The organism is Limnothrix sp. CMB-01, assembly GCF_055193175.1.
In genome coordinates, this window is sequence record NZ_CM143720.1 from 1,125,424 (window position 1) to 1,149,000 (window position 23,577).

Consider the following 23,577-nt stretch of genomic DNA (forward strand, 5'->3'; position numbering starts at 1 on the left):
TTTGAATAGAGATTGGATCGGACTCTATAGATCGATCCAATCTTTGTTTGATCCACAGTGTTTGATCCAAAGTCTTGTCAAGATCAATGGATATTAAGGCTTCGATTATTGATCAGCAGGTCGAGAGCCTAGCAGAACGCTTAAAACCCGAGTTGCAGGCACAGCTCGATCTCAATTTACAGGGCGATCGAGGGCGACTGAAATCCTTAGCCTTCATCCATCTATGTGTTCGGTCAATCCTAGATCTTGACGACCTAGCCACGCTTGATTGCATTGTGGATGGAGGTCAAGATTTTGGCGTGGATGCGATCTATGCCTCTGAAGAGCAGGATGGTGAATTCACGGTTTCTCTGTTCCAGGGTAAATATAAACAGAAACTGGATGGAACTAGTCATTTTCCCGAAGAAGGGATCAAGGGCTTAATTAATGCAGTTCGGTATTTATTTGATCCGAGTATTAATTTAAATCAGAGCCTGAATCGCCGACTCCAAGCCAAAGTCGAAGAAATTAGAAGCCTGATTCGGGATGGCTATATTCCTCAAGTACGGGCGATCGCCTGTAATAACGGGTTGCGATGGAATGAACAGACCGATCGCCTGATTCAAATTGCGGGATTTGGCGATCAAGTGGAGTGGGAGCACCTCAACCCCGATCGCCTAATTAAATTACAGCAATCCAAGAAGCCCGTTAATGATACGCTCCAGCTTTCGGGAAAAATTCTGGTTGAGGATATTGAATTCAACCGAATCTTAGTGGGGCGAGTTGCCATTAGCGAGATTGCCACTTTGGTTGATCGCCATGGAGAGCGGTTATTTGAGCGTAATATTCGCCGATATTTGGGGCTTCAGAATAATCGAGTTAATGATGGCATTCGCCAAACCATTGAAACTAACGCCAGCTATCTCTATTTCTATAACAATGGTTTAACGCTAATTTGCGATAAATTTGAATACAACACTCTACAAGGCAGCGATCATCAGGTACGGATTCAAAATCTACAAATCATCAATGGTGGTCAAACTTGCATGACCATTTATAAAACATGGGTCAATGCACAACAGCAGCTACCACTCGACCAGGCTCGCTCAGCGAATGCCTATATTTTGATTCGCCTTTATCAATTATCCAGTTTCAACACTGATTTAGTTCAGAAAATCACCTTCGCTACCAATAACCAAAATCCGGTTGATTTGAGAGACCTGAAGGCAAATGATGAGCGTCAAGCGCAATTAGAGCTGGATATTGCGCAACTGGGTTATCGTTATTTAAGAAAACGCAGCTCAGAGCGCCCAACTCAGCAGGATATTACTTCATCGGAAGCAGCCGCAGCCGTTTTAGCTGTTTGGAGAAAAGCCCCTCATCAGGCAAAATCTTCTACTCGTGAGCATTTTGGAAAACTTTATAATCGAATTTTTACTGGCAGCTTAAATGGCACACAGATTATAAGTGCTACTTTGCTGTATAGGATTGCAGATCATCGTCGTCGCCAACCGGCAAATAGTGACCCGGATTTTGTGCGTTATGCTTCTTGTTTTATTGCCATGCAAATGGGGAAGTATCTTTTACAAGATTTGAAATTACAGCGAGTGGATGATTTAAATCATCAGCACTTTTTTAAAGTACAGGAGCTAATTCAAAATCAGGGATCCGAATATTTTGATCGCAGTGTCAAAAATATTGAGGATGCAATTCACCGTCTTTATTCAGCTTCCGCCCTCTCTTTGCAGCAATTGTCTGCAACCTTTCGGAGGGGTGATCTGATTAGTCAGTTAGCCGACTTTTAGACTGGGTTTCAATCGATTGTTAATTGCATCCTTAACGATTGCTGAGTGTTGCCCAAACGTTTCTTTGGCTCTGCCCAGCAACCAGCCCAGCTTTGCATGATTGGGTTAGTGGCTGGCGGGTCGGGTGGGTTCGAGGCCGAGGGATGCTTCGAGGGCGATGAGTTCGTCGCGGTGGGCTTTGACCCAGAGCCGGGCGATCGCCCCTTGATCATTGGTTTCGAGCTGCAATTGCACTTGTTCGGTGCGCTGGGCTTTGCGTTGATAGAACCAACCGGCAGCCGGGGCCAGGAGGACTAGGGCTAATCCGGCATTCTGGATTTGGGGAATGGTCATGGACAAAACGAGTCCCAGACACAGCAACCCGCCGGCCGCAAGGATGCTAAGGAAAATGGCAAGGGTAGGGCTGGCGGCCACCAGGCCTTCAAAGGTGACGCGATCGTTGTCTGCATCCCGATTCACCAAGCGATACGATCGCCCTGAGAAGTAGCCTCGGAGCCGATCGCGCAGTTCGGTTTCCGGAATGGTTTCGGGGATGTAGCAAGCCAGTTCCGTGCGGTCTTTGGCGGAAGCGCGGATGAAGAAGACCAGGCCGATTAACATCAACACCGTCAAGAACAGCGTGGACGAGACAACGACATCGTTGGACATGGCGAGTGATGGGATGTGGGGCGATGGGGTATGAGGAAGGTGCTGGGCTGGTGGCGTTTCTGGCAACAACTGCAACAATTAGTTACAAACCCAGCTCCCATCAGCATATCGGACTCGGGGCCGCGCGATCGAGCATGTTAAGGTGATCAGTCGTATCCGCTCCCAGCCCACCGTGGTTAGCCAAGTTGAACGCATTGCCCGCCTGATGGGTCGCACCAGCACCATCAGCTTTTGGATCCAAATTTTTCTTGGGGTGATCGGCAGTATTCTGCTGTTGCTGACCACGCCCATGCTGTTTGCGCGCACCAGCCCCACGCCCGGCGCAGTTCCGGTGGGGCCGGGCCCGGGTTCGATCGGGGGGTTGGCGGTGGCCGTGGTGGCGATGCTGACTTTGCTGGCCAGCATCTATTACACCTTCACCAACACGCAACATGCGCGGCGGCTCCAGGCCCCGAAAAACGCCCGACCATCCAAAGCCGATACCCTCAAGCGGCTCCGGCTGGGGGTTTTGATTAATCTGTTTGGTTTGGGGTTGGCGCTGGTGGGGGCGGAGGCCGTGACGGGCCAGCTCACGAATAAACTATTGATGCAAAGCAGTCCGTTTAATTTGGGTTTTGTGGATCCGAGTCGCTTTATTCAAGCGTTGGATGTGTTTGTGGTGTTGGGAAACACGCACGGGATGTTTGCTCATTTTTGCAATTTGACGGCCAATCTTTGGTTGATCGATCGCATCAGCAAGGCTGGGTCAAGCGGCGATTGAGGCGATCGCCCTGAAAGGGGCTTGAAAACGTCCCCATTGGCTCTGTGTTGATTTCAAGTTGTTGATTTCAAGTTGTTGATTTCAAAGCCAATTTTCAAAAATCCCAATTTCAAAAAATCCCAATTTTTAAAAAACAGTCACTCAAAACAACAGTTACTCAATTCCAACGGAGCTATACCCATGTCGATCGCCCCTTCCCCTGAGCTGTCTTCGGATTTGTCTCCTGATCTGTCGCAACTCATCCGGGCGGTGGATGAGGCGGACTCGGTGGCCAAGATGGTTGGCGCGGTGCGATCGCTCGCGGCAGCCCAGGATCCGGCGGCGATTCCTACCCTGATGGCCGTGCTGGGATACAACAACCCCGGAGCGGCGGTGGCAGCGGTGGAAGGGCTGGTGGCCCTGGGGGAAACGGCGGTGGAGCCAATTTTGGCCCAGGTGGATGGCTATAACTACACGGCGCGGGCTTGGGCCTTGCGAGCGCTGGCCCAAATTGCCGACCCTCGGGCTTTGGAACTGTTGTTGGCGGCGGCTGAAACGGATTTTGCCCCCAGCGTGCGGCGGGCGGCGGCCCAAGGGTTGGGGGCGTTGCATTGGGCACGAATGGCGGCGGAGCAAGTGCCGATGGCACGCGATCGGGTGTTGGCGGTCTTGACGGTGAATGCAACGGATTTGGAATGGGTGGTGCGCTATGCGGCGATCGCGGGGCTGGAGGGGCTGGCGCAATCGCAACCGACGCTGGGCGATCGCGTGTTAGGTTTGTTACGCGATCGGGCGACTGCTGATACGGATCTCGTGGTGCGGCTGCGGGCCCAATGGGCGATCGAGCAGTTGGCGGCCAAGGGCTGACCCATCATGCGATCGTTTCGTTAGGAACCCGTTAACCACCAACCGTTAATCACCACTCGTTAACCATCCATGAGTTAACAACCAACCGTTAACCATCCATGAGTTAACTAGCAAGTTAACTAGCGAGTTAACGACCCGCAACCCACAGGCCCATTGGCCCATCCACAGGCTGCGGGTCAAAAACCACTCAATTGAACGGTCGCAACCGTAGCCTTGCCCCTTTGGCCCCCGGGATAGACTATGGGAAATCTTCAGGGGCCGCCGAGTGAGCGAAGATGAATTTTCGCGATTTTCCTGCATTCCGAGACCTGACCGCTGAACAGTTTCAGCGATTTCTCTCCTCCTGCCAGTCGGGAACCATCCCAGCTGATCGCACCATCATTCACCAGGGGAAACCCGGCAGCCACATCTTCTTCCTATCCAGCGGTCAGGTTCGCATCACCTTAAACACTGACTTGGGTGAACGGGAACTGAATGTGCTGTCAGCTCCCACGATTTTGGGCGAAATTAGTTTTTTCAGTGGCGAGCTGAGTTCCGCCAATGTGACCACGGCCACGGACGTTTCCGCGATCGCCATTGGGTTCAACACGTTGCGGGCCCGGCTCTATGGCGGCGATGCGGCCTGTGCCATCGTCACCCTCCATTTGGCTTCCACCATTGCCGAGCGGGCCGCCCACATGACCCAAAAGGTTGTGGACTTTTATGGTCACCAAGCGGAGATCCAAAGCACAACCCACAATCTCTTTGGCGAATGGAGTTTTCTTTAAACCGGCAATCGCAAAACAGGCGATCGCAGTCCATATTTCAGATGACAGCCCCCAAAAGCAGTGCATTTCGACGCTGTTTCCACCAACGCCTAGTAGTAGGATTGGAGCTTTCCGGGACGCGGCTCGATCGGGAGACTGGCCTTTGGCGACGGCACAGCGGGAGCCAGCCCCTTGGGTTGGCCGTGGCTCCTGGGCTGTTGGCTGCTTGCCCTGGCCCGATCGCCCCATCACAACAGCCCCGTACCAAGCCCCATCACCCAACTCCAAATTTCTTGGGAATATCGTTTTATGGATGCCATCCCAGCACAACTTAAAGGGCGCAGTTTCCTGAGTCTGGCGGATATTGATCGCGATGAATTAGAAGCGTTGCTGTCTCTGGCAGCACAGCTCAAAGCTGGGACGATCACGCCCATTTGCAACAAAGTGCTTGGTCTGCTGTTTTCCAAAGCTTCAACCCGCACCCGCGTTAGCTTCACGGTGGCGATGTATCAACTGGGCGGCCAAGTGATTGACCTGAACCCGATGGTGACCCAAGTGAGCCGAGGGGAACCCCTAGAGGATACGGCGCGGGTGCTGGGGCGCTACTTGGATGTGATGGCCATTCGCACCTTTGACCAAGCGGACTTGGAAACCTTCCGGGATTATTCCGGCGTGCCGGTCATTAATGCCCTCAGCGATTTGGCCCACCCTTGTCAGGCCTTGGCAGATTTGCTGACGGTGCAGGAGGCCTTTGGCACTTTGGCGGGCCTGACGGTGACCTATGTGGGTGATGGCAACAATGTGGCCCATTCCTTGATGATGGCCTGTGCCATGGCGGGGGTGAATGTGCGGATTGCCACGCCGCCGGGCTATGAACCCAATGGACAAATGGTGCAGCGGGCGATCGAGTTGGCGGGCGATCGCGCCAGTGTTGTGGTCACCACGGATCCGATCGCGGCGGCGGCCGGGGCCCAAATGCTCTACACCGATGTGTGGGCCAGCATGGGCCAAGAAGACGAAGCGGAAGCCCGCAAGAGCCTATTTGCTCCCTATCAGCTCAATGAAGATCTGCTGGCCAAGGCGGATCCGGAGGCGATCGTGCTCCATTGTTTGCCCGCACACCGAGGCGAGGAAATCACCGATGGGGCGATCGAGGGATCTCAATCACGGGTTTGGGATCAGGCCGAAAATCGGCTGCATGTGCAAAAAGCCCTGTTGGTCAGCATTTTGGGCCCCGATGCCTAGGAAATGACCTCCTGAGGCCGATCGGTTGGGGTGCAGCCCCGTGGACTCATGGCGGATTAAATGCCTCAACCGATCGCCTGGGTCGATCGCCTCACCCGATCGCCTCGGTTAACTCCCTGGGTCGATCGACTTCCTCACAGGACTCAGCCCGGAGAAAGTTAACGTTATTTTTAATACTTAAAATTCAGAAATAATCCCGGAGATGACCAGCCCAGCCCCACTCGATCGCCCTGGAGTCGATCGTGAGGCCGCACCGCCAGCCTCGTCCTGGGCTGCCCTGGCCTCTCCCCGGAGGTTCAGGGAGCCATACGGTTGCTATTGGCTGATTTTGTGCAATCTTCAACGGTTTTTTGAAATTTTGCCATGATTCTGTCGCGGTTCTCAGTGCTTGTATCTCGATCAAGAATCTGCCTAGAATGGACTTAAAGGCTCATCGCTTGCTCTGACAAACTCGCCCGAATCAGGCAAAAATCAATCCAAACCGCTCCAAGCTACTCCCAGTTGATGCTGGTTGATGCTGACCGATTCAAATCAACCAGGAAAGTGAGGAGAAATGGTTGCGGAAAATTCCAAGGAGATCAGCCCAAAAAACCAGCCACAATAATTCATCACAGTCAATTTTGCTTTGGGGTGCATTGCAATTTTCAAAACTTTACCTTTGAGCATTTAGGTCTGGTTTTGCATGTGCCTTTCTTAGTTTTTCGGTGAATTATGGTCAAGTTGGCATCATTGCATACATCAAACTACGCAGACTTTTCTCAACGGTTCGCGGTAGGAGTCTGATCCATCCCAAGCGCTCACCAGTCAACCCATTCACGCCAAGATTCTGGTCAAATGCGAGCGATTCCTGGTTTAACCCAAGCTGCCCAGGAAGGGCTAGGGACTGGCAAATTTCTATCTCAAAAGGCGATTCAATTGATTGCTGTTTTGGGTAGGGTAAAAGTAGGGTGAATAGTTAAGCAACGTTGACCGGATTGGTTAACTCAAGATTGCCTGACTTGAGAGGGCTAGCGGTGGATTTCCTAATCGTTGGTCAAGATCGTGATCAATCCAACCAATCGCCCAAGCCGCAATCGATCATGATTCCTTTGGAATCTCGATCGGGCGACGGGTGATGAGGGTTGACCACTGGGCGATCGAGTCTTTAGACCCCAAGGCGATGGCGCAACGGAGAAGAACGGAACGATGCTGTCAACTAATTTGACGGGGCCCACGGCGGCTTCCGGCCGCTCCCGTGCCCGAGAGTTACCCACCATTCGGGCCATTTGCTTTCGCTCCGGTGGGTATGAGTTCGCGCTGCCGATGGCGGTGGTGCTGAAGGTGACGCACTGTCCGCCGCTGGACAATGGTGATTGGAGTCGATCGGGCTTGGTCTACATCGACAGTCAGCTTATTCAGGTGCTGGACTTGGCTCTGCTGCTGGATTGTCCGGAACGATCGCCCAAGGGCATGGGCCAATTTCTCGTGATTGCTCGATCGGGAAACACGCTCTGTGGACTGCCCACGGATTCGCCACCGGACTCGATCGACCTGCCGCGCGATCAGGTGCTGCCGTTGCCGGCCCGCTTTGAGCGATCGCCCCTGGCTCACTTGGCCCAATGTGCCGTCGTGCTGTCTCCAGACACCACCCCACGCACCCTCTTCTTGCTCAGCCTGCCCCAGGCCCTCGACCAAGCCAACAGCGTCATGGGCACAACAGCTTCCGGCTCCCCAGGCTCAGCCAGTTGAGACATCAGCAAACCGGACCGGCAAACGCCAGCTCAATTCATTGCTCGATCGTGGAATCAATCGTGATCGTCAATTTTGACCATCGGAATCGTTAATTTTCGATAATTTTTATAATTTCGATTCTGATCGTCAATTTCGATCGGGTGCATGAGACCAACCATAACCGCATGACTCTTCCATAACATCGCCCCTGTGCGCTTGGCCCGCCAACCCCAACTTTGACCATGACTCCAGACGATGCGACCCCCAACACCCTGAATGAATCGCTCGATCGATACCGACAGCAACAGTTCACCGGTCAAATCACCCTAGTTCCCACCAAAGGCAATCAACAACGTTGGTCATTCTTTTTCTGTCTCGGTCGTTTGTTTTGGGTCGATGACGGCAAAAGCGATAACCGCCGCACCCTGCGCCTGTTGCAGGCCGTCTGTCCCAGCATCAAACAAAAGCGCTTTGCACTGCGGGAAGGGGATGCTTTTGCGGCCCAAAACTACAGTCTGTTAATGGTGTTGTTGCACCGCCGTGTTCTGTCCCAGGAACTGTTTTGCCAGGTGGTGAATGGGGTGATTGCCGAGGCGGTGTTTGATCTGCTTTGGCAAACCGGCGGCGCGGTGCAAGTGGGAACTGAAGTGCCCTACGACCCCCTGGACGTGCTGAAGATGGCTTCGGTGACGGTGAAAAGCCATGCGGCAATTACGGAAGCGGCCCAGGCCTGGGCTGCTTGGCAAGAAGCCCAACTGGGCGATTTTCATCCCGACTGGGCCTTGGCCATTCGCAGCACGGATCAGTTGCGGGAACGGCTGGCCCCGGAGGTTTATCAAAAACTGGCCTTGGCGATCGATGGCCAACGCACCGTCCGCGATCTGGCGGTGCTGATGCGGAAGGACGTGCCCACCATTACCCGATCGCTGGTTCCCTACATTCGCCGCAACATTATTGATCTGCACCCGATCGAGGATTTGCCATCCTTGGTGGTGCTTCCCACGCCGGGAGCAGAGGGCAACGGTCGATCAAGCGATCGCCGCCAAACAGTCCCCACCCCCGCCGCTGCCACCACCGCCACCGCCGCCACCATCGCCTGCATTGACGACAGCCCCCAGGTTTGTGCAGCCATGAGCCAAATCATTGAACAGGCAGGCTATGTTCCCCTTTGCATCCAGGATTCCACCCAGGCGCTCACGGTGCTGCTGGAGCGCAAGCCCAAACTGATCTTTCTGGATTTGATTATGCCCGTGGCCAATGGCTACGAAATTTGTGCCCAAATTCGGCGGGTGGCCCTGTTTCGGGATATCCCGATCGCCATCCTGACCGGCAGTGACGGCATCATCGATCGCGTCAGGGCCAAAGTGGTGGGAGCCACGGATTTTGTCAGCAAACCCGTTGAAACCGAAAAAATTTTGACCCTGATTCAAAAATATCTGAGCGCCGCCACCGCTCCGGTGAATAGTCCCGCTGGGGCAACGGCTGCCAGCTTGAACCCCAAAACGGGCTAAAAATTGCTCATTTGGAGCTAAAAAGCTCGCTTTTCAGCACTTTTGGCTGATCAATGCCTGAAATCTCTGTTTTTTGAAATTTTTTGAACCAATTTGGCACGGTCTCGCCCCCATCCCCTCTCGATTTTTGCTGTTGTTTCGCCCCCCATGTCCCATGCTGACTCCACCGCCAAGCAATTTTCGATGCCTGAAAAGGCAGAAGGTTCGCGATTCCTGCCCCATTCTGGGCCATGAAATGACTCAGGTTTCCATCGTGAATCAATCCCTTGACCCCTCGCAGTAAACGCTTAGAATGCACGATGGAGATTTGCTCTCCAATTGGGATGAGGGTCGATCATCATTGGGTCGATCGCCATTCAAGCGTTAGCAATTCAAATTTGCTGCTTGACTGATGCTTTTCTGCTTAGTCTATCTATTCTGTTCACCGCTGTTTACTCTGTTGGATTGGCTCTGTTTTTCGACTCATCATTGACCGAAAATTGACTCAGAATTAGTCCAGCGTTAGCCCAAAGTCAGCCCCAAGTTAGCCCCAAGTTGACGACGAATTGACTCGGAGTTGACACTCAGGGTTGGCTCCAAGTTAACGAAGCATCATCCTTTCAAACTCCTCCTCTCAGCCTTCTCCCTATGCAAACGATTTTGGTTGTTGAAGATAGCCCGACCGATCGCGGCGTGATGATTCGATATCTGCAAGACGCTGGTTTGACGGTGGTGGCCGTGGGCAGCGGGGAAGAAGCCCAGAAGGTTTTGGACACCCAAAAGCCCGCCTTGATTGTTCTCGATGTGATTTTGCCCGGTCAAAGTGGCTTTGAAATTTGTCGGCAACTGAAGCAAAGCGAAGCCACCAAAAGCATTCCCGTTGTGATTTGTTCCACGAAGGGAACGGACGTAGACAAAACCTGGGGCACGATGTTGGGGGCCAATGCCTATTTACGAAAGCCAGTCGATCCAGATGAGCTGATGCAAACGGTGCGGCGCTTTGTGCCCTAGCGGATTGCGTTGACTTGCGAAATCGGTAATCGAGCAGGATGAATTCCAGGGTGGTTGAAGGGGCGATCGATTGGGTCTCGGCTGAAAATGGCAATTTGTCGATCGAACCCACAGCGGACGGGTCTATGACCTTTCGCTCAGAGCGGTTTGGCGAAACCTTCCACAGCCGCCAAGGGGCCTGGCAAGAGGCGCTGAGTAAGTTTGTGGAACCCACCCATTTACCCCAACGGGCAACCAGTCAACCGGTGATTCGGATTCTGGATATCTGCTATGGCTTGGGCTACAACACGGCGGCCGCCCTCACCGCCCTCTGGGCCCTCAATCCGGCCTGTGCGGTGGAGTGGGTGGGTCTGGAACTGGATCCAGTGGCCACAAGGGCGGCTTTGCCTTACCTGTTGGCCACGGCGCAATCGGCTGGGGCAGCGTTGGGGTTGGCGGAACCCATCCTCGGGGCGATCGCCCAATTGTTGACCGATCTGGCAGAACAGGGGCAAGCGGCTTGGCCGGCTCCGGCCTCTGTCACTCCAAAATTCAGCACCCCGGAATTAATCACCAGCCCATCGCCAACCCCCCAATTTCGCGGGCAACTGCTGTGGGGGGATGCGCGGCAAACCTTACGGCCCGTCCTCGATCGGGGTTTTCGGGCAGATGCGGTGTTTTTGGATCCCTTCTCACCACCCCGCTGTCCGCAACTGTGGACGGTGGAATTTTTGGGAATGGTGAGCCGCTGCTTGGCTCCCGACGGCCGCTTGGCCACCTATTCCTGCGCGGCGGCGGTGCGATCGGCCCTATTGGCGGCGGGGTTGCAATTGGGGGCTACGGTTCCCTTTGGCCGGCGCTGGCCCGGAACTGTGGCGGCCTTTGTGCCCTTAGATTTACCGCCCCTTTCAGCCCAAGAACAAGAACATTTGCAAACCAAGGCCGCCGTGCCCTACCGCGATCCCCACTTGACCGACGATGCGGCAACGATCCTCGATCGCAAAAACCAAGAACAGGCGCGATCGCCCCTTGAACCCACATCCCGCTGGAAGCGTCGCTGGTTTGGCGATTGTCGCGCCAAGCATTAATCACGCCAAGTACTAATCACACCAAGCATTAATCACACCAAGCATTAATCACACCAGGCATTCATCGCGCCAGGCATTGCACCAAATATCCAAAATCATTTAACCCATCAGTTATTTAACCCATCAGTTCACCGCCAGCCCGCTCAAGCCCCAGAGAGCCACTGGCACAATCGAACAACACCCGTGCGGAAATCCTGATCCGCCACAGAGTTGCATTAGTCTGGTTGAACGACGTTGCGACGATAGGTAACGATCTGGTCTATGGATTATTTGAAGCTTCCTGAAATTTTCTTGGCGCTGCTGCTGCTCACTCCGCTGCTTTATGCCTTGACGCATTTCCTGTGGGAGCTGAGTCCGGTGCTGGCGGTCATGGTTTACTTTGTTGGGGTTTTAGGCATGGGCATCCTGGGCTTTCGGATTGTGGATGAGTCTTGAACATGGCGCGGTGGCCGAAATCTGCCCAAATTTGTCCAAGTTTGGGAATTAATTAGCCCAGAGCGCACCCCGTCGCCTAAAACCTAGGCCGACTGAGGTGGGGCTGTCAGTTCTGGAGCGGTGGATTCCGTCTGTCGCAACAGATCCAAAATTTGGTAGCGATAGTCCTGAAAAGCGCTCGATCGCCGCAGGGCCTCATCCCGTTCCGCCGGTAGCTCGATCGATAACTCTCGGCGAATCGTGCCCGGCCGCGCACTCATCACATAGACCCGCTGCGACAGAAACACCGCCTCTTCCACGTCGTGGGTGATGGTCAAAATAGTAGTGCCCGTATTGCGCCACAGTTCCAGCAGAAACCCCTGCATCGACTCGCGGGTTTGCACATCCAGCGCCCCAAAGGGTTCATCCATCAGCAGAATCTTTGGCTGGGAAGCCAGGGCCCGGGCGATCGCCACCCGCTGTTTCATCCCACCGGACAACTCCTTGGGCAGGGCCTTGGCAAAGGGCAACAATCCCACCACATCCATGTAGTACCGGGACTGTTCGTAGCGATCGGCGATCGGGGCCCCCTGCAACTTCAACCCAAAACCAATATTTTCCTCAACGGTCATCCAGGGGTAGAGTGTGTAGCTTTGGAACACCATGCCCCGATCGGCTCCCGGCCCCGTCACCGGCTGCCCATCCACCAACACATCCCCCGCCGTGGGTTGCTCCAGCCCCGCCACAATTCGCAGCATGGTGGATTTTCCCGATCCGGACGCACCCACCGCACAGACAAATTCACCCGTTTCCACATGCAAATTAATATCTTTGAGGGCGACCACCGGGCCGCGACGGGTGACAAATTGCTTATACAAATGCTTGACTTCTAGATGCATTGCTCATTGATTCCGTACTCATTGATCCCGTGCTCATGAATTCCGCGTTCAATTCCAATCAATTCCAATCAATTCGATCGAGCGATTACTGTGCCCATTGATTCCGCGCTCAGTTCAAATTAGCTTGATCGAGGGATGACTGTTTTTTCTATTTGTGGGATTATTTCACCGCCCATCGACAGGAAAAGCGCAAAAACATCCGAAACAAAATATCGATCGCCAAGCCAATTAAGCCAATCACAATCAAGCCCGCAAAAATCTCGTCGGTTTTCAGAAAGCGTTGAGCCACGCTAATTCGCCGTCCCAAGCCCTCCGTAGCCGCCACCAATTCCGACACAATCACCAAGTTCCAAGCCGCCGCCATATTCACCCGGCAGGTATCGATGATTCCGGGGGTGATGTAAGGGAAAATGACTTGAAAAAGTACCTGTAATCGGTTGCCGCCCAAGGTATAGGTGGCTTCAATCATTTCCTTGGGGACAAACTTCACCGAGTCCATCACCATCAAGGTATTGAAAAAGAGTGTGCCAATAAAAACCAAGAGAATTTTGGGCACTTCTCCGAGGCCGAAATACAAAATCAACAACGGAATGAAGGCGGTGGCAGGCATGTAGCGAACAATGCCCACGATCGGCTCCAGGAGCGATCGAATGCTGGCGAATGTGCCCATCAACGTGCCCAGGGGGATTGCAATCACCGTGGCCAGAGCAAACCCACCCAAAATCCGCATCAAACTAAATTGAATATCCTTGGGCAATGCACCGCTGTTCCAAAGCTGCCCGATCGCCCCCACCACTTGGGCCGGAGAGGGCAAAAACAGGGGCCGCACCCAGCCCGTGCTGGCCAGCAGCCACCACAGCACCAAGGGCACCCCGATCGACAACCCCATCAACAACCAACTGAGCCGGGACGGAATCGGATCGGCGATCGTCCAAAAGGTGCTGGGGCGCAGCATCCGAGCGGGCCCCGGATCGCGCACTAGGGGCGGATTGTGGGGAATGGGCACATGGGAAGTCATGGTCTGAGGAAAGAGGGTGAGTTTGCAGGGCCATGAAAGGGGCGATCGGGCAGCAGATGACGGGCTCGCCCTAGGTTGCCGGTTGGCGTTTGGCGGCGTAGGCCTTCACGAAGCGATCGTCAAAGAGTTTGTTCAGATTCGGCTTCGATTTTGCCAATCCAGAACTGGTTAAAAAGTCCGAAATTTCTTGGGCAGCAAACACCAACGAAGAGCGATCATTTCCTGGCTGAAAGGCCTTCAAATTGTCCTCCAGGGTAAAGATCTTGGTTCCTGCTTCATATTCCCGATATTCCTCAACGGAAACTCCCGCCCGTTGAGCCATGATGCTGTAGGATTTCTCGGGATTTTGCTTAATGTAATCCAGCGTGGCAAACCAACTATCCACCAAAGCTTGCACGGCTGCCGGTTGCTCATCCACCAGCTTGCGGCTAACTGCTAGGTGATCGGAAATGGCTCCCGGAAAGTCTCGAGAACTGAAGAGTTCACGGCTGCCGGGTCGCTCCAAGGCCTTCGTAGTGAAGGGTGCAAAAACGCCCACCGCATCCACCTGACCGGCCACAAAAGCTGCCGCCGCCGCGCCAGTTTCCAACGGCTGAATTTGAATATCTTCCGGAGCCAAGCCAGCTTTTTTCAAACCCAAGAGCAATAGGAAATGGTCAACGGTTCCTTCTTCAACGGCAACCCGTTTTCCTTTCAAATCAGCAATTGTTTTAATCTCAGCACTGACAATAATTTTGTCATTGCCCGTGGAGTTGTCATTGGTTAAAACAATCACCTGATCGGCCCCAGCGGCCAAAGAACTAATCGTGTCGTTCAGGGTTTGGGCATTGGCATCCAACTGCCCCGCATTCAGGGCGTTAATTGAATCTAAATAGCCGTCAAACCATTTCAAATCCACATTGACTTGGTTTTGATCGAAGATTTTGGCTTCTTGGGTCACCTGCCAAGGAACCCAACCGGGCCAAACGCTAAAACCCATCCGGACGATCGGGGCGGTGGTGCTGCCGGGAGTGCCGTTGGAACTGCCACCGGAGTCAGGCGCGGGCGCACAGCTAATGGACAGAAACAGGGCGGCCAAAAAACAGCCCAACCAACTGAGCAATCGACGACGTTTCAGGGCATTCAGCTTGAGGGCATTCATAGGCTTTCAGGGGCTTTCAGGAGGATTTTCGTGAATGGACAGTTTTCGTGAATGGACAGAAAGATGAGAAATTCAAAACTAGGGAACCCAAAACGAGGGAACTCAAAACCATCGGCTCCAGAACCAGAAGTTGAGCAAACAAGATTGCCTCAATCCTTACCCTCCAAAAAACACAGGGCAATTCCGAAGAACTGCCCTGCAAGGTTTTAGACGGTGGCCAGGGTGGCGACCTGATCGCCCGGTTGAGTCGTGGCCGGCTGGATCGATCGCCCCGTGGCCTGGCGCACCCAGTTCAACCAATCGGCTAACCCTTCGCCGGTTTTGGCGCTAACCGGGAAAATTGCCACCCCTGGGTTGATTTGCCGCACGTTGGCCATGATTCGATCGAGATCCACCTCCAAATAGGGGGCCAAATCCGTTTTGGTGATCAGCAAGCAATCGGCCTCCCGAAACATCACCGGATATTTCAGGGGCTTGTCTTCCCCCTCCGTGACGCTCAGGAGCGCCACCTTGGCATGTTCCCCCACCTCAAATTCGGCGGGGCAAACCAAGTTCCCAACGTTTTCCACCACAACCAAATCGATCGTTTGGGGATCCACCAACGTCTTGAGCTGATGAATGCCCCCAGAAACCATCCGCGCATCCAGATGGCACGATCGCCCCGTATTGATCGCCACCACCGGCACGCCACACCGCCGCAGTCGATCGGCATCCAGTTCCGTGGTCATGTCCCCTTCAATGACCGCGATCGCCAACTCCGATTGCAACGCGCTCAGGGTCGCCTCCAACAGGGAGGTTTTCCCTGCTCCGGGGCTGCTCATCACATTCAGGCAAGTGATTCCCCACTCGTCAAAATGCTCGCGGTTGTGGTCTGCCCCCGCTTGGTTTGCGTGCAGCAGGTTCATTTCCAAGGCCGCGTCAAAGGTTTGGTGCATGGCAATCAACTCCTAGGGCAAGCAACAGCAAAACGACAGCAAAACAAAAAAATGGCAAGAAATCAGGCAAGAAATCAGGCAAGAAATCAGGCAAGAAATCAGGCAATGAAAAGGAAAACCAATAATCAGGATCAAAAGCCCGATCGCCCAAAAATAGCCAGACCTAGCAACACCAGCATTCGAGATCGCCAGAAACGGCCGCTCAGGGTGGATTGGCGTTAAACCACATTGGGATCAGCCGTTTCAATGCCGTCCCTCCGGAGGGGATCCGCCACCGCCACCGCAGCGCTCCCCTCGGAAGCGTTACTAGGCCGCAGCCCAGCGATCGGTTTGGGTTTCCTGATGGGCGTTCTGATATTCAATGTGGGAAATTTTCAGCTCCCGACCCGATCGAATGTCCTCCATCGGTGCGTCACAGGTGGGACAGGCGTAGTGCAAACCCATCTCCGGCCGATATTCCGTTTGGCAAGCGTGGCAAAAGGCCACCAACGGCACCGACTCAACCACCAACTCCGCCGCCGCCAGAAATGTCCCTTCTCGATAAGCATCGAAGGCAAACACCAGTCCCGCCGGTTCCACGCAGGTGAAATCTCCCACCCGCAGATGTACCCGCGAAATTTGCGGGCGATCGGGCTGGGACTCCCACCAATCCCGCAACGTCAACACGAGCGATCGGGTCATATCGACTTCATGCATGGGCGCACCTATTCCTTAACTGGGTTAGAGGTCTGGCACTGGGTTGAGATCTCAGGTACTGGGCGAGATATCTGAGGTTCATGACCAGTCCCCAAAAACGTCAGGGCCACTAAGACCAGCCATCCTCAAAAATCTGCGCTTCCTCATGGATATAGGACGGCTTTTCCCGGCGCGGCAACTGTCCCGACAGCACCAAATTCGCCATCGCATCGCAAATCACCCGCGTTGCCATCAGGGAAGTCATGTCGCTGATGTCGTAGGGCGGCGACACCTCCACCACCTCCAAGCCACAGATCGGCGCTTGGCGAATAATCCGCGACAGCAGATACAACGCCTCCCGAGGCAGCAAACCGCCCGGCTCCGGCCAGCCCGTTCCCGGCACAAACCCCGCATCAATGCAATCAATATCGAAGCTGATATAAACGCAATCGGTGCCGTCCAAGGCGCGTTCCAAGGCAAAATCCACCGCCGCGTCTAGCCCAATTTCCGTGATATCCGTCACGGTCAGAATGTTGGTGGCCCGTTCTCGACAAACCTTCACGCCTTGGCGCGGCACTTGCCAACCGCCAATGCCCAACTGCACCAGGTTCTTGGCCGGCGCATTCTGAATGTTGGTGGCGTGGAACCAAGGACAGGTGTGCATCCGCTCATCGAGGTCGGTTTCTTGGGTATCCACATGGCGATCGAAGTGGATAATGCCCACTTTTTTGTCCCCCAAATGGCGACAAACGCCCCGCACTGTGGGATAGCCGATCGAGTGGTCACCGCCCAAAATAATCGGGAACGCACCCGATGCAAAAATGTGGGCAATTCCCTTAGAAATCTGATCAAAAGACTTCTCATTGTTGGCGGGAATTGTGAAAATATCCCCCACGTCACAGAGGGTAATTTGTTCCCGCAAATCAATGCCCAGCTCAAAGTTATAGGGCGTGTAAAGAGCCGAAATACGCCGAATTCCTTGGGGGCCAAACCGCGTTCCGGGGCGATAGGTTGTGCCGGAATCGTGGGGCACGCCCACAATGGCCACGTCATAATTTCCCACCTGGTTCACATCTTCCAGGTAGGGCGCTTTCATGAAGGTATTAATTCCAGCATAGTGCGGCAATTCTCCCCGGGAAAAGGTCGAAATTGTCCGGTCTTTGATGCTGTCGGCGGCTTCCAAACCAAACCGCAGGGCCTGATCTACTTCCTGCTGCCAGCCGGTCATGGGCAGCCGAGCTTCTAAATCCAAGGCACGTTTTGCTTCGGATTCGCCACCCTGATAGTTGGGACGTTCAAAAATACTCATCGATCGCGATGGGGGTTTGGGTTTGCAAATGACTACGGAAATGGGGCCGAATCGATCGCTCCATTCGGCTGAGGTCACCTGCGCGAACTTCCCGAAAATCCGAACTACAAAGCCCGGGGGTTCCAGGCAATCCACGCGATGTGCCTTTGACCTCCCGGGCTTTTATCCCGCCGTGTAGCTGATGCTCAAAGCTGGTTTTCAAGGCCAGAGAATTGGGGATAAATCCACTGGTCACGCCACTGAGTCATCAGCTTGCTTCTCTCGGACCAGTCACAGCGATCTGAAATTCTTTTGGAATTACCTGGAAGCTGCCGGAACCCTAGAAGCCATGTATGTTTAGCTTACCCTCAAACATACCCTAGGCAAAAGCCAACCCAAAAGTTGTATCCCCCACTACGGGATGCAAATTAACTAGCCCGATCGCAACTCAAAATAACAACTCAAAATGACAACAAAGGTTACCAGTCAATTAAGAATCATCTCGCTGCATGAAAAATCATGGCCCACCACCCTCCTCCTCAACGCTAAATCCATCGTCAAATCCATCAGCTCCCCTCCCGATCTATCCACCCACAGCCTCACCCACTGAAGCGATCGGCCATGAAGACGTTCTTGAGTGCTTCCCCAAGGCGGCTTAGGCACGGCGCAGCTTAAGCACCGGTTATAAGCGCCGGTTAACCGATGCAAATTAATGAAAATTCGCGGGTTAGAAAATTCGCGGGTTAATTGAGCGGGTTAATCAATTGGTCGATCGCCCACTGCCTGGGTCAATTTCCGTCCCGATCGCCCCGTCATCACACCTTTCTTAATCACTCCGGGGCCCCACTCAGGCTCCCAAAGACTTCCCCATGTAGCAATTCCACGGTCTGCTTGCTCCCATTCCCCTCTGGTGAGATAGTGTAGGGGCTAACTCGGGCGGTCGTAGTCCATCTGCCTACTGCGACGCGCGCTCTACACCCCGGGATTTAGCTGTTTCTTGAGATCGCGGCGCGCGCCGATCGCTGTCCCCCACTCACCTTCTCCAGTCGAACGAGTTCGAGCAAGTATGGCTGTCGCTACCCAATCCCTCGACGAACTGTCTATTAATGCCATTCGCTTTTTGGCGATCGATGCCGTTCAGAAGGCGAACTCGGGTCACCCCGGTCTGCCGATGGGCGCGGCTCCCATGGCCTATGTGCTGTGGAATCAGTTCCTCCGTTTCAATCCCAAGAATCCGAACTGGTTTAACCGTGATCGCTTCGTATTGTCGGCTGGCCACGGCTGTATGTTGCAGTATGCGCTGCTACATCTGACGGGCTATGACAGCGTGACCATTGAAGACATCAAAAATTTCCGTCAGTGGGGATCGCGCACGCCCGGCCACCCCGAGAACTTCGAAACCCCCGGCGTGGAAGTTACCACCGGCCCCTTGGGTCAAGGGATTTGTAACGCTGTGGGCTTGGCCGCTGCGGAAGCCCACTTGGCTGCCAAATTCAACAAGCCCGATGCCAAGATCGTCGATCACTACACCTACGTGATCCTGGGCGATGGCTGCAACATGGAAGGCGTGTCCGGTGAAGCTTGCTCCTTGGCTGGCCACTGGGGCTTGGGCAAGCTGATCGCGCTGTACGATGACAACCACATTTCGATCGACGGTAACACGGATATTTCCTTTACCGAAGATGTCAGCAAGCGCTTTGAAGCCTATGGCTGGCACACGATCCACGTGACCAACGGCAACACGGATTTGGCCGCGATCGCGAAGGCGATCGAGGAAGCCAAGGCCGTCACCGACAAGCCGACCCTGATCAAGGTCACCACCACGATCGGCTACGGTTCGCCCAACAAGGCCAACACCGCTGGCGTACACGGTGCGGCGCTGGGCCCCGACGAAGTGAAGCTGACCCGCGAAAGCTTGGGTTGGAGCTATGGCGAATTTGAAGTGCCCGCCGAAGTGGCTGAGGGTTGGACGAAGAAGGCGATCGAAACCGGTGCCAGCCTGGAAGCCGAGTGGAACAGCATCTTCGCCCAATACAAGACCCAGTACGCTGCCGATGCCGCTGAATTTGAGCGGTTGCTGCGCGGTGAACTGCCCCAAGGTTGGGATGCGGATCTGCCCACCTACACTCCCGCTGACAAGGCGGTGGCAACCCGGAAGCATTCGGAAATCTGCTTGAATGCGATCGCCCCCAAGCTGCCCGAACTGATTGGCGGTTCGGCGGACTTGACCCACTCCAACCTGACCGAACTGAAGTGCTCCGGCGACTTCCAAAAGGGCGCTTACGAAAACCGTAACGTCCGCTTTGGGGTGCGCGAGCACGGCATGGCCGCCATCTGCAACGGCATCGCCCTGCACAACTCGGGCTTGATTCCCTACTGCGCCACCTTCCTGGTGTTCGCCGACTACATGCGCGGCGCAATGCGTCTGTCGGCCCTGGCGGAAGCCGGTGTGATCTACGTGTTGACCCACGACTCGATCGCCCTGGGTGAAGATGGCCCGACCCACCAACCCGTGGAAACGATCGCCTCGTTGCGGATCATTCCCAACCTGCTGACCCTGCGCCCCGCCGACGGCACGGAAACCTCCGGTGCTTACAAGGTGGCCGTGGCTAACCGCAAGCGCCCCAGTGCCCTGGCCCTGACTCGCCAAAACCTGCCCAACCTGGCCGGTTCCAGCGCTGACAAGGTGGCCCAAGGTGCTTACGTGATCGCCGATTGCGAAGGCACGCCCGAGCTGATCCTGATCGGTACTGGTTCGGAAGTCAGCCTCTGCGTCGCCGCCGCCGAGCAACTGACCGCTGCTGGCCGCAAGGTGCGCGTGGTGTCGATGCCCTGCATGGAGCTGTTTGAAGAGCAAAGCGCCGAATACAAGGAATCGGTGCTGCCCGCTGCCGTCACCAAGCGGTTGTCGGTGGAAGCTGGCACGACCTTCGGTTGGGCCCGCTACGTGGGTTCGGCCGGCGCTTCGATCGGGACGGACACCTTTGGCGCTTCGGCTCCCGGTGGCGTGCTGATGGAGAAGTTCGGCTTCACCGTCGAGAACGTGTTGGATAAGGCTAAGGCCCTGCTCGGCTAATCCCCGCACCAACGCTCAGCTTGGATGTTCGGTTGCAAGGGGTCACGGCCCCTTGTGACCCGGCAGACCACTGAATCTCGTTCGACAATTTATTTTTTGAACAAACAATCGGGTTAGTCCTTGTGGCTAGCCCGATTTTGTTTTTCGCGTTTTGGTCTTGTTTTTGGTTGCTTGGACTTTGTTCCTCAAGGAATTGCTTTCCCAAGAAAAGCGTTCAGTCGTTGAGGTCATCGAGCAACTGACTGGCCATGAGCCGAACCAAGGAGGCCGCCGGGCCGATCGGCTCCAGCCATTGCACATCCACATCGGTGTGATCGCGCTGCCAGCTATATACCTGCTCAAATAAGGCATCGGTGAGACTACCGGCAAACAGGAAATAGGGAAAGATGCCGATCGCCCGGTGGCCGGCAGCGGCAAACTCCGTGAGCCGATCGAGCAGCGTTGGGGCGATCGCCCAGTAAGCCAGCGTGATGCCCAGTTGCTCCGCCAACTGTTCCACCAATTGATTGCCCAGCGGGTTCCGGCTGCCATGGGCCACCAGCACCCAAGCCCGGCGCGGCAACTCCACCGCCACCTTGCGCCACTCCTCCGTCATGACCCGATCTAAGCCGGGCCATACGCCCAGGGGGGGATAGAGCTGCCATCGATCGCCCCATTGGGGCCCCATACTCTGGGTTGCTAAGGCCACTTCCTCGGGGACATCCACCATGGCATGGACTCCCATCGACAAAAAGAGGGGAATGATTTCCACCCGCACCGCCCCGGCCGATCGCGCGCGTTGGGCGAACCCCACTAACTGTTGATGCAGCGGCGTGCTAGCCCCCTCCAACTGGGCCACAGCCACAATCGATCGCACGTTGGCCGCCGCCAGCGTTGCCGAAAGCCGACTCGCCAACAACTCCACCGCTTGACGGGGACGATGATCGCGACTGCCATGGGCTACTAACACCACAGCACGCAAAACCGGTCGCGAAGGATCGTTAATCGATCGGGGATAGCCCATGGAGTCTGTCGAAAACCGCTAAACGAAGCGTCATTAGTCGGGGGCGATCTCCGGTCGTTTCACATGCCAGTGAGTTGCCTGTTCATAAGCATGGGCCACTTCCAGCACCAAATCTTCCCGCAGCACATCGCCAATGATTTGCATCCCGATCGGCATCCCGTTGCGATCAAAGCCACAGGGCAAGCTCAGGGCAGGCAAGCCGGCCAAGTTCACCGGAATTGTCATCAAATCCGACAGGTACATGGACACCGGATCATCAGTCTTTTCACCCGCCTTGAAGGCCGTGGTTGGGGCCGTGGGCGAAATCAGCACATCCACCCTTGCAAAAGCTCGCTCAAAGTCTTGCTTAATCAGGGTGCGCACCTTTTGGGCCCGCAGGTAATAGGCATCGTAGTAACCCGCTGACAGGGCATAGGTCCCGATCGCAATCCGTCGTTTGACCTCGGAGCCAAATCCGGCGGCGCGGGTCTTTTCATACATCTCGAGCAGGTTCTCGCCGGGGGCCCGGAAACCATACTTCACCCCGTCATAACGCGCCAGGTTCGCTGAAGCTTCCGACGGCGCAATGATGTAGTAGGTTGGCAGCCCGTAGCGGAATCGGGGGCAGGAGACCACCTCAATTTCAGCACCCAGCTCCTGAAGCACCTTCAGGGCATCTTCAACGGCCTTTTCCACTTCCGCGTCCAGGCCAGCACCGAAGGTTTCTTGAATCACCCCTACCTTTAGCTTGCTCTTGGGGCGGAAATCCGGAAGCAGGCTTTTGGCATAGTTGGGAATCGGCACATTCAAACTGGTGGAATCTTTGGGGTCATAACCCGCGATCGTCCCCAAAAGCAGGGCCGTATCTTCCACCGATCGCCCAAAGGGCCCGACTTGATCCAGCGAAGAGGCAAAGGCCACCAGCCCATAGCGGGACACCAGGCCATAGGTGGGTTTCAGGCCAACCACGCCACAGAAGGCAGCGGGCTGACGGATGGAGCCACCGGTATCAGAACCGATCGAGACCAGGCATTGACCTGCTGCAACGGCCGCCGCCGACCCACCGGAGGAACCACCGGGCACGCGCTCCAAGTCCCAGGGGTTCGCTGTCACTTGGAAAGCGGAGTTTTCCGTGGAGCTGCCCATGGCAAACTCATCCAGATTGGTCTTGCCGACCATCACCGCTCCCGCATCGAAGAGCTTTTGGGTCACGGTGGATTCGTAGGGCGGCACAAAGTTATCCAACATTTTGGACGCGCAGGTGGTGCGAATGCCGCGCGTACACATGTTGTCTTTGATGGCGATCGGGATGCCAGCTAGGGGGCCGATCGACTCGCCCGCTGCAATTTTGGCATCCACACGCTGGGCTTGCTCCAGGGCCAAATCAGCCGTGAGGGTCAAGAAACTCTTCACCCGTGGCTCGGTCTGGGCAATGTGGTCAAGCGCTTCGCGGGCGATCTCGACGGCCGAGCGCTCTTTGCGAACGAGTTGTTGGTGTAGCTCGCGGATGGATGCCATTGGGAATGCTTCAGGATGCGTAGAAAGGCTGCAAAATTCTCAGGCTTTCGGATGGATTAGGCAAGCGGCACAGCGCCCAATTGCATCAATTCGGGTCATCAATTGCGCCATAAACCAGATCTGATTAGGAGGTTAACAAGATCCGCTGGGCAACATTCTGACAATAATCGATGGGAAAAATAGGACGACTGCACAGATGGCCGTCTCTAGGATACCAAACCATTGTTGAACCCCCTGGCCCCAAAGGGGGTTCTGCGGGTGGTTTCTCCATTTCGGCCCTGGGGAGGTGGGCAACCAGGGATCGATCGCCCCGATCTCGCCCCT

At 55.1% G+C, this 23,577-nt stretch carries 21 protein-coding genes and 1 riboswitch; of the genes, 11 read left to right on the forward strand and 10 right to left on the reverse strand.

Annotated features, from left to right (window positions below):
• The first annotated feature begins 86 nt into the window (after window positions 1-86).
• The gene (locus ACZA91_RS04705) at window positions 87-1,784 is read left to right on the forward strand and encodes an AIPR family protein (protein WP_463184967.1); all 1,698 of its coding nucleotides are present in this window, start codon (window positions 87-89) and stop codon (window positions 1,782-1,784) included.
• Window positions 1,785-1,889: 105 nt separating this feature from the next.
• Here ACZA91_RS04705 and ACZA91_RS04710 read toward each other — a convergent pair whose 3' ends face one another.
• Window positions 1,890-2,432, reverse strand: a complete 543-nt coding sequence (locus tag ACZA91_RS04710; protein ID WP_099535163.1) for a cofactor assembly of complex C subunit B — start codon at window positions 2,430-2,432, stop codon at window positions 1,890-1,892.
• Between the two features lie 172 nt (window positions 2,433-2,604).
• On the opposite strand from ACZA91_RS04710, the gene ACZA91_RS04715 reads away from it, so the two are divergent.
• The 6 genes from ACZA91_RS04715 to ACZA91_RS04740 all read left to right on the forward strand — a co-directional run bounded on the left by ACZA91_RS04715 (window position 2,605) and on the right by ACZA91_RS04740 (window position 9,250).
• A complete protein-coding gene (locus ACZA91_RS04715) occupies window positions 2,605-3,192 on the forward strand; it encodes a DUF3611 family protein (RefSeq protein WP_158234543.1) in 588 nt (195 codons plus the stop codon).
• A 180-nt stretch (window positions 3,193-3,372) separates the two neighbouring features.
• A complete protein-coding gene (locus ACZA91_RS04720) occupies window positions 3,373-4,038 on the forward strand; it encodes a HEAT repeat domain-containing protein (protein ID WP_463184969.1) in 666 nt (221 codons plus the stop codon).
• Between the two features lie 275 nt (window positions 4,039-4,313).
• Complete coding sequence (locus ACZA91_RS04725; protein WP_099535169.1) at window positions 4,314-4,805, forward strand: Crp/Fnr family transcriptional regulator; 492 nt, start codon at window positions 4,314-4,316, stop codon at window positions 4,803-4,805.
• Window positions 4,806-5,093: 288 nt separating this feature from the next.
• A complete protein-coding gene (argF, locus tag ACZA91_RS04730; RefSeq protein ID WP_190529111.1) occupies window positions 5,094-6,029 on the forward strand; it encodes an ornithine carbamoyltransferase in 936 nt (311 codons plus the stop codon).
• A 1,185-nt stretch (window positions 6,030-7,214) separates the two neighbouring features.
• Complete coding sequence (locus ACZA91_RS04735; protein ID WP_099535171.1) at window positions 7,215-7,757, forward strand: chemotaxis protein CheW; 543 nt, start codon at window positions 7,215-7,217, stop codon at window positions 7,755-7,757.
• A 224-nt stretch (window positions 7,758-7,981) separates the two neighbouring features.
• Window positions 7,982-9,250: a response regulator gene (locus ACZA91_RS04740; RefSeq protein WP_463184971.1), complete on the forward strand. Its 1,269-nt coding sequence runs from the start codon at window positions 7,982-7,984 to the stop codon at window positions 9,248-9,250.
• A 7-nt stretch (window positions 9,251-9,257) separates the two neighbouring features.
• Here the strand turns inward: ACZA91_RS04740 and ACZA91_RS04745 are convergent, their stop codons facing one another.
• On the reverse strand, window positions 9,258-9,548 hold the full coding sequence (locus tag ACZA91_RS04745) for a hypothetical protein (RefSeq protein WP_143473179.1): 291 nt from the start codon (window positions 9,546-9,548) through the stop codon (window positions 9,258-9,260).
• Window positions 9,549-9,877: 329 nt separating this feature from the next.
• On the opposite strand from ACZA91_RS04745, the gene ACZA91_RS04750 reads away from it, so the two are divergent.
• The 3 genes from ACZA91_RS04750 (at window position 9,878) to ACZA91_RS04760 (ending at window position 11,742) form a co-directional block, all read left to right on the forward strand.
• Window positions 9,878-10,240: a response regulator transcription factor gene (locus ACZA91_RS04750; protein WP_099535178.1), complete on the forward strand. Its 363-nt coding sequence runs from the start codon at window positions 9,878-9,880 to the stop codon at window positions 10,238-10,240.
• Window positions 10,241-10,365: 125 nt separating this feature from the next.
• Window positions 10,366-11,307 carry a tRNA (5-methylaminomethyl-2-thiouridine)(34)-methyltransferase MnmD gene (locus tag ACZA91_RS04755; protein WP_463186388.1) on the forward strand — a complete coding sequence of 314 codons (942 nt, stop codon included), beginning with the start codon at window positions 10,366-10,368 and terminating at the stop codon, window positions 11,305-11,307.
• A 261-nt stretch (window positions 11,308-11,568) separates the two neighbouring features.
• Window positions 11,569-11,742, forward strand: a complete 174-nt coding sequence (locus tag ACZA91_RS04760; protein WP_158234544.1) for a hypothetical protein — start codon at window positions 11,569-11,571, stop codon at window positions 11,740-11,742.
• A gap of 83 nt (window positions 11,743-11,825) precedes the next feature.
• Here the strand turns inward: ACZA91_RS04760 and ACZA91_RS04765 are convergent, their stop codons facing one another.
• The 6 genes from ACZA91_RS04765 to ACZA91_RS04790 all read right to left on the reverse strand — a co-directional run bounded on the left by ACZA91_RS04765 (window position 11,826) and on the right by ACZA91_RS04790 (window position 17,698).
• Window positions 11,826-12,620 carry an ABC transporter ATP-binding protein gene (locus ACZA91_RS04765; protein WP_463184973.1) on the reverse strand — a complete coding sequence of 265 codons (795 nt, stop codon included), beginning with the start codon at window positions 12,618-12,620 and terminating at the stop codon, window positions 11,826-11,828.
• Between the two features lie 160 nt (window positions 12,621-12,780).
• Complete coding sequence (locus ACZA91_RS04770; RefSeq protein WP_190353990.1) at window positions 12,781-13,638, reverse strand: ABC transporter permease; 858 nt, start codon at window positions 13,636-13,638, stop codon at window positions 12,781-12,783.
• 70 nt (window positions 13,639-13,708) lie between these two features.
• Complete coding sequence (locus ACZA91_RS04775) at window positions 13,709-14,755, reverse strand: ABC transporter substrate-binding protein (protein WP_463186389.1); 1,047 nt, start codon at window positions 14,753-14,755, stop codon at window positions 13,709-13,711.
• Window positions 14,756-14,985: 230 nt separating this feature from the next.
• The gene (gene hypB / locus ACZA91_RS04780; RefSeq protein WP_463184974.1) at window positions 14,986-15,714 is read right to left on the reverse strand and encodes a hydrogenase nickel incorporation protein HypB; all 729 of its coding nucleotides are present in this window, start codon (window positions 15,712-15,714) and stop codon (window positions 14,986-14,988) included.
• A 306-nt stretch (window positions 15,715-16,020) separates the two neighbouring features.
• Window positions 16,021-16,410, reverse strand: coding sequence for a hydrogenase maturation nickel metallochaperone HypA (gene hypA, locus ACZA91_RS04785; RefSeq protein WP_463184976.1), 390 nt, complete (start codon window positions 16,408-16,410; stop codon window positions 16,021-16,023).
• Window positions 16,411-16,519: 109 nt separating this feature from the next.
• Window positions 16,520-17,698, reverse strand: coding sequence for an agmatinase family protein (locus tag ACZA91_RS04790; protein ID WP_099535192.1), 1,179 nt, complete (start codon window positions 17,696-17,698; stop codon window positions 16,520-16,522).
• Between the two features lie 149 nt (window positions 17,699-17,847).
• Window positions 17,848-18,032, reverse strand: a riboswitch (guanidine-I (ykkC/yxkD leader).
• Window positions 18,033-18,743: 711 nt separating this feature from the next.
• Here ACZA91_RS04790 and tkt point away from each other — a divergent pair.
• Entirely contained in the window at window positions 18,744-20,753 is a 2,010-nt protein-coding gene (gene tkt, locus ACZA91_RS04795) for a transketolase (protein ID WP_463184977.1), read from the forward strand.
• Window positions 20,754-20,967: 214 nt separating this feature from the next.
• Here the strand turns inward: tkt and ACZA91_RS04800 are convergent, their stop codons facing one another.
• Together ACZA91_RS04800 and gatA are read right to left on the reverse strand one after the other, a co-directional pair.
• The gene (locus ACZA91_RS04800) at window positions 20,968-21,756 is read right to left on the reverse strand and encodes a sirohydrochlorin chelatase (RefSeq protein ID WP_463184979.1); all 789 of its coding nucleotides are present in this window, start codon (window positions 21,754-21,756) and stop codon (window positions 20,968-20,970) included.
• Between the two features lie 33 nt (window positions 21,757-21,789).
• A complete protein-coding gene (gatA, locus tag ACZA91_RS04805; protein ID WP_099535200.1) occupies window positions 21,790-23,253 on the reverse strand; it encodes an Asp-tRNA(Asn)/Glu-tRNA(Gln) amidotransferase subunit GatA in 1,464 nt (487 codons plus the stop codon).
• Window positions 23,254-23,577 lie beyond the last annotated feature (324 nt).

What these genes read in the sequence shown, in the direction of transcription:
- ACZA91_RS04705 (WP_463184967.1), top strand. Translation starts at nt 87, where the DNA reads ATGGATATTAAGGCTTCGATTATTGATCAGCAGGTCGAGAGCCTAGCA.
- ACZA91_RS04710 (WP_099535163.1), bottom strand. Translation starts at nt 2,432, where the DNA reads ATGTCCAACGATGTCGTTGTCTCGTCCACGCTGTTCTTGACGGTGTTG.
- ACZA91_RS04720 (WP_463184969.1), top strand. Translation starts at nt 3,373, where the DNA reads ATGTCGATCGCCCCTTCCCCTGAGCTGTCTTCGGATTTGTCTCCTGAT.
- ACZA91_RS04725 (WP_099535169.1), top strand. Translation starts at nt 4,314, where the DNA reads ATGAATTTTCGCGATTTTCCTGCATTCCGAGACCTGACCGCTGAACAG.
- argF (WP_190529111.1), top strand. Translation starts at nt 5,094, where the DNA reads ATGGATGCCATCCCAGCACAACTTAAAGGGCGCAGTTTCCTGAGTCTG.
- ACZA91_RS04735 (WP_099535171.1), top strand. Translation starts at nt 7,215, where the DNA reads ATGCTGTCAACTAATTTGACGGGGCCCACGGCGGCTTCCGGCCGCTCC.
- ACZA91_RS04740 (WP_463184971.1), top strand. Translation starts at nt 7,982, where the DNA reads ATGACTCCAGACGATGCGACCCCCAACACCCTGAATGAATCGCTCGAT.
- ACZA91_RS04750 (WP_099535178.1), top strand. Translation starts at nt 9,878, where the DNA reads ATGCAAACGATTTTGGTTGTTGAAGATAGCCCGACCGATCGCGGCGTG.
- ACZA91_RS04755 (WP_463186388.1), top strand. Translation starts at nt 10,366, where the DNA reads ATGACCTTTCGCTCAGAGCGGTTTGGCGAAACCTTCCACAGCCGCCAA.
- ACZA91_RS04760 (WP_158234544.1), top strand. Translation starts at nt 11,569, where the DNA reads ATGGATTATTTGAAGCTTCCTGAAATTTTCTTGGCGCTGCTGCTGCTC.
- ACZA91_RS04765 (WP_463184973.1), bottom strand. Translation starts at nt 12,620, where the DNA reads ATGCATCTAGAAGTCAAGCATTTGTATAAGCAATTTGTCACCCGTCGC.
- ACZA91_RS04770 (WP_190353990.1), bottom strand. Translation starts at nt 13,638, where the DNA reads ATGACTTCCCATGTGCCCATTCCCCACAATCCGCCCCTAGTGCGCGAT.
- hypB (WP_463184974.1), bottom strand. Translation starts at nt 15,714, where the DNA reads ATGCACCAAACCTTTGACGCGGCCTTGGAAATGAACCTGCTGCACGCA.
- hypA (WP_463184976.1), bottom strand. Translation starts at nt 16,410, where the DNA reads ATGCATGAAGTCGATATGACCCGATCGCTCGTGTTGACGTTGCGGGAT.
- ACZA91_RS04790 (WP_099535192.1), bottom strand. Translation starts at nt 17,698, where the DNA reads ATGAGTATTTTTGAACGTCCCAACTATCAGGGTGGCGAATCCGAAGCA.
- tkt (WP_463184977.1), top strand. Translation starts at nt 18,744, where the DNA reads ATGGCTGTCGCTACCCAATCCCTCGACGAACTGTCTATTAATGCCATT.
- ACZA91_RS04800 (WP_463184979.1), bottom strand. Translation starts at nt 21,756, where the DNA reads ATGGGCTATCCCCGATCGATTAACGATCCTTCGCGACCGGTTTTGCGT.
- gatA (WP_099535200.1), bottom strand. Translation starts at nt 23,253, where the DNA reads ATGGCATCCATCCGCGAGCTACACCAACAACTCGTTCGCAAAGAGCGC.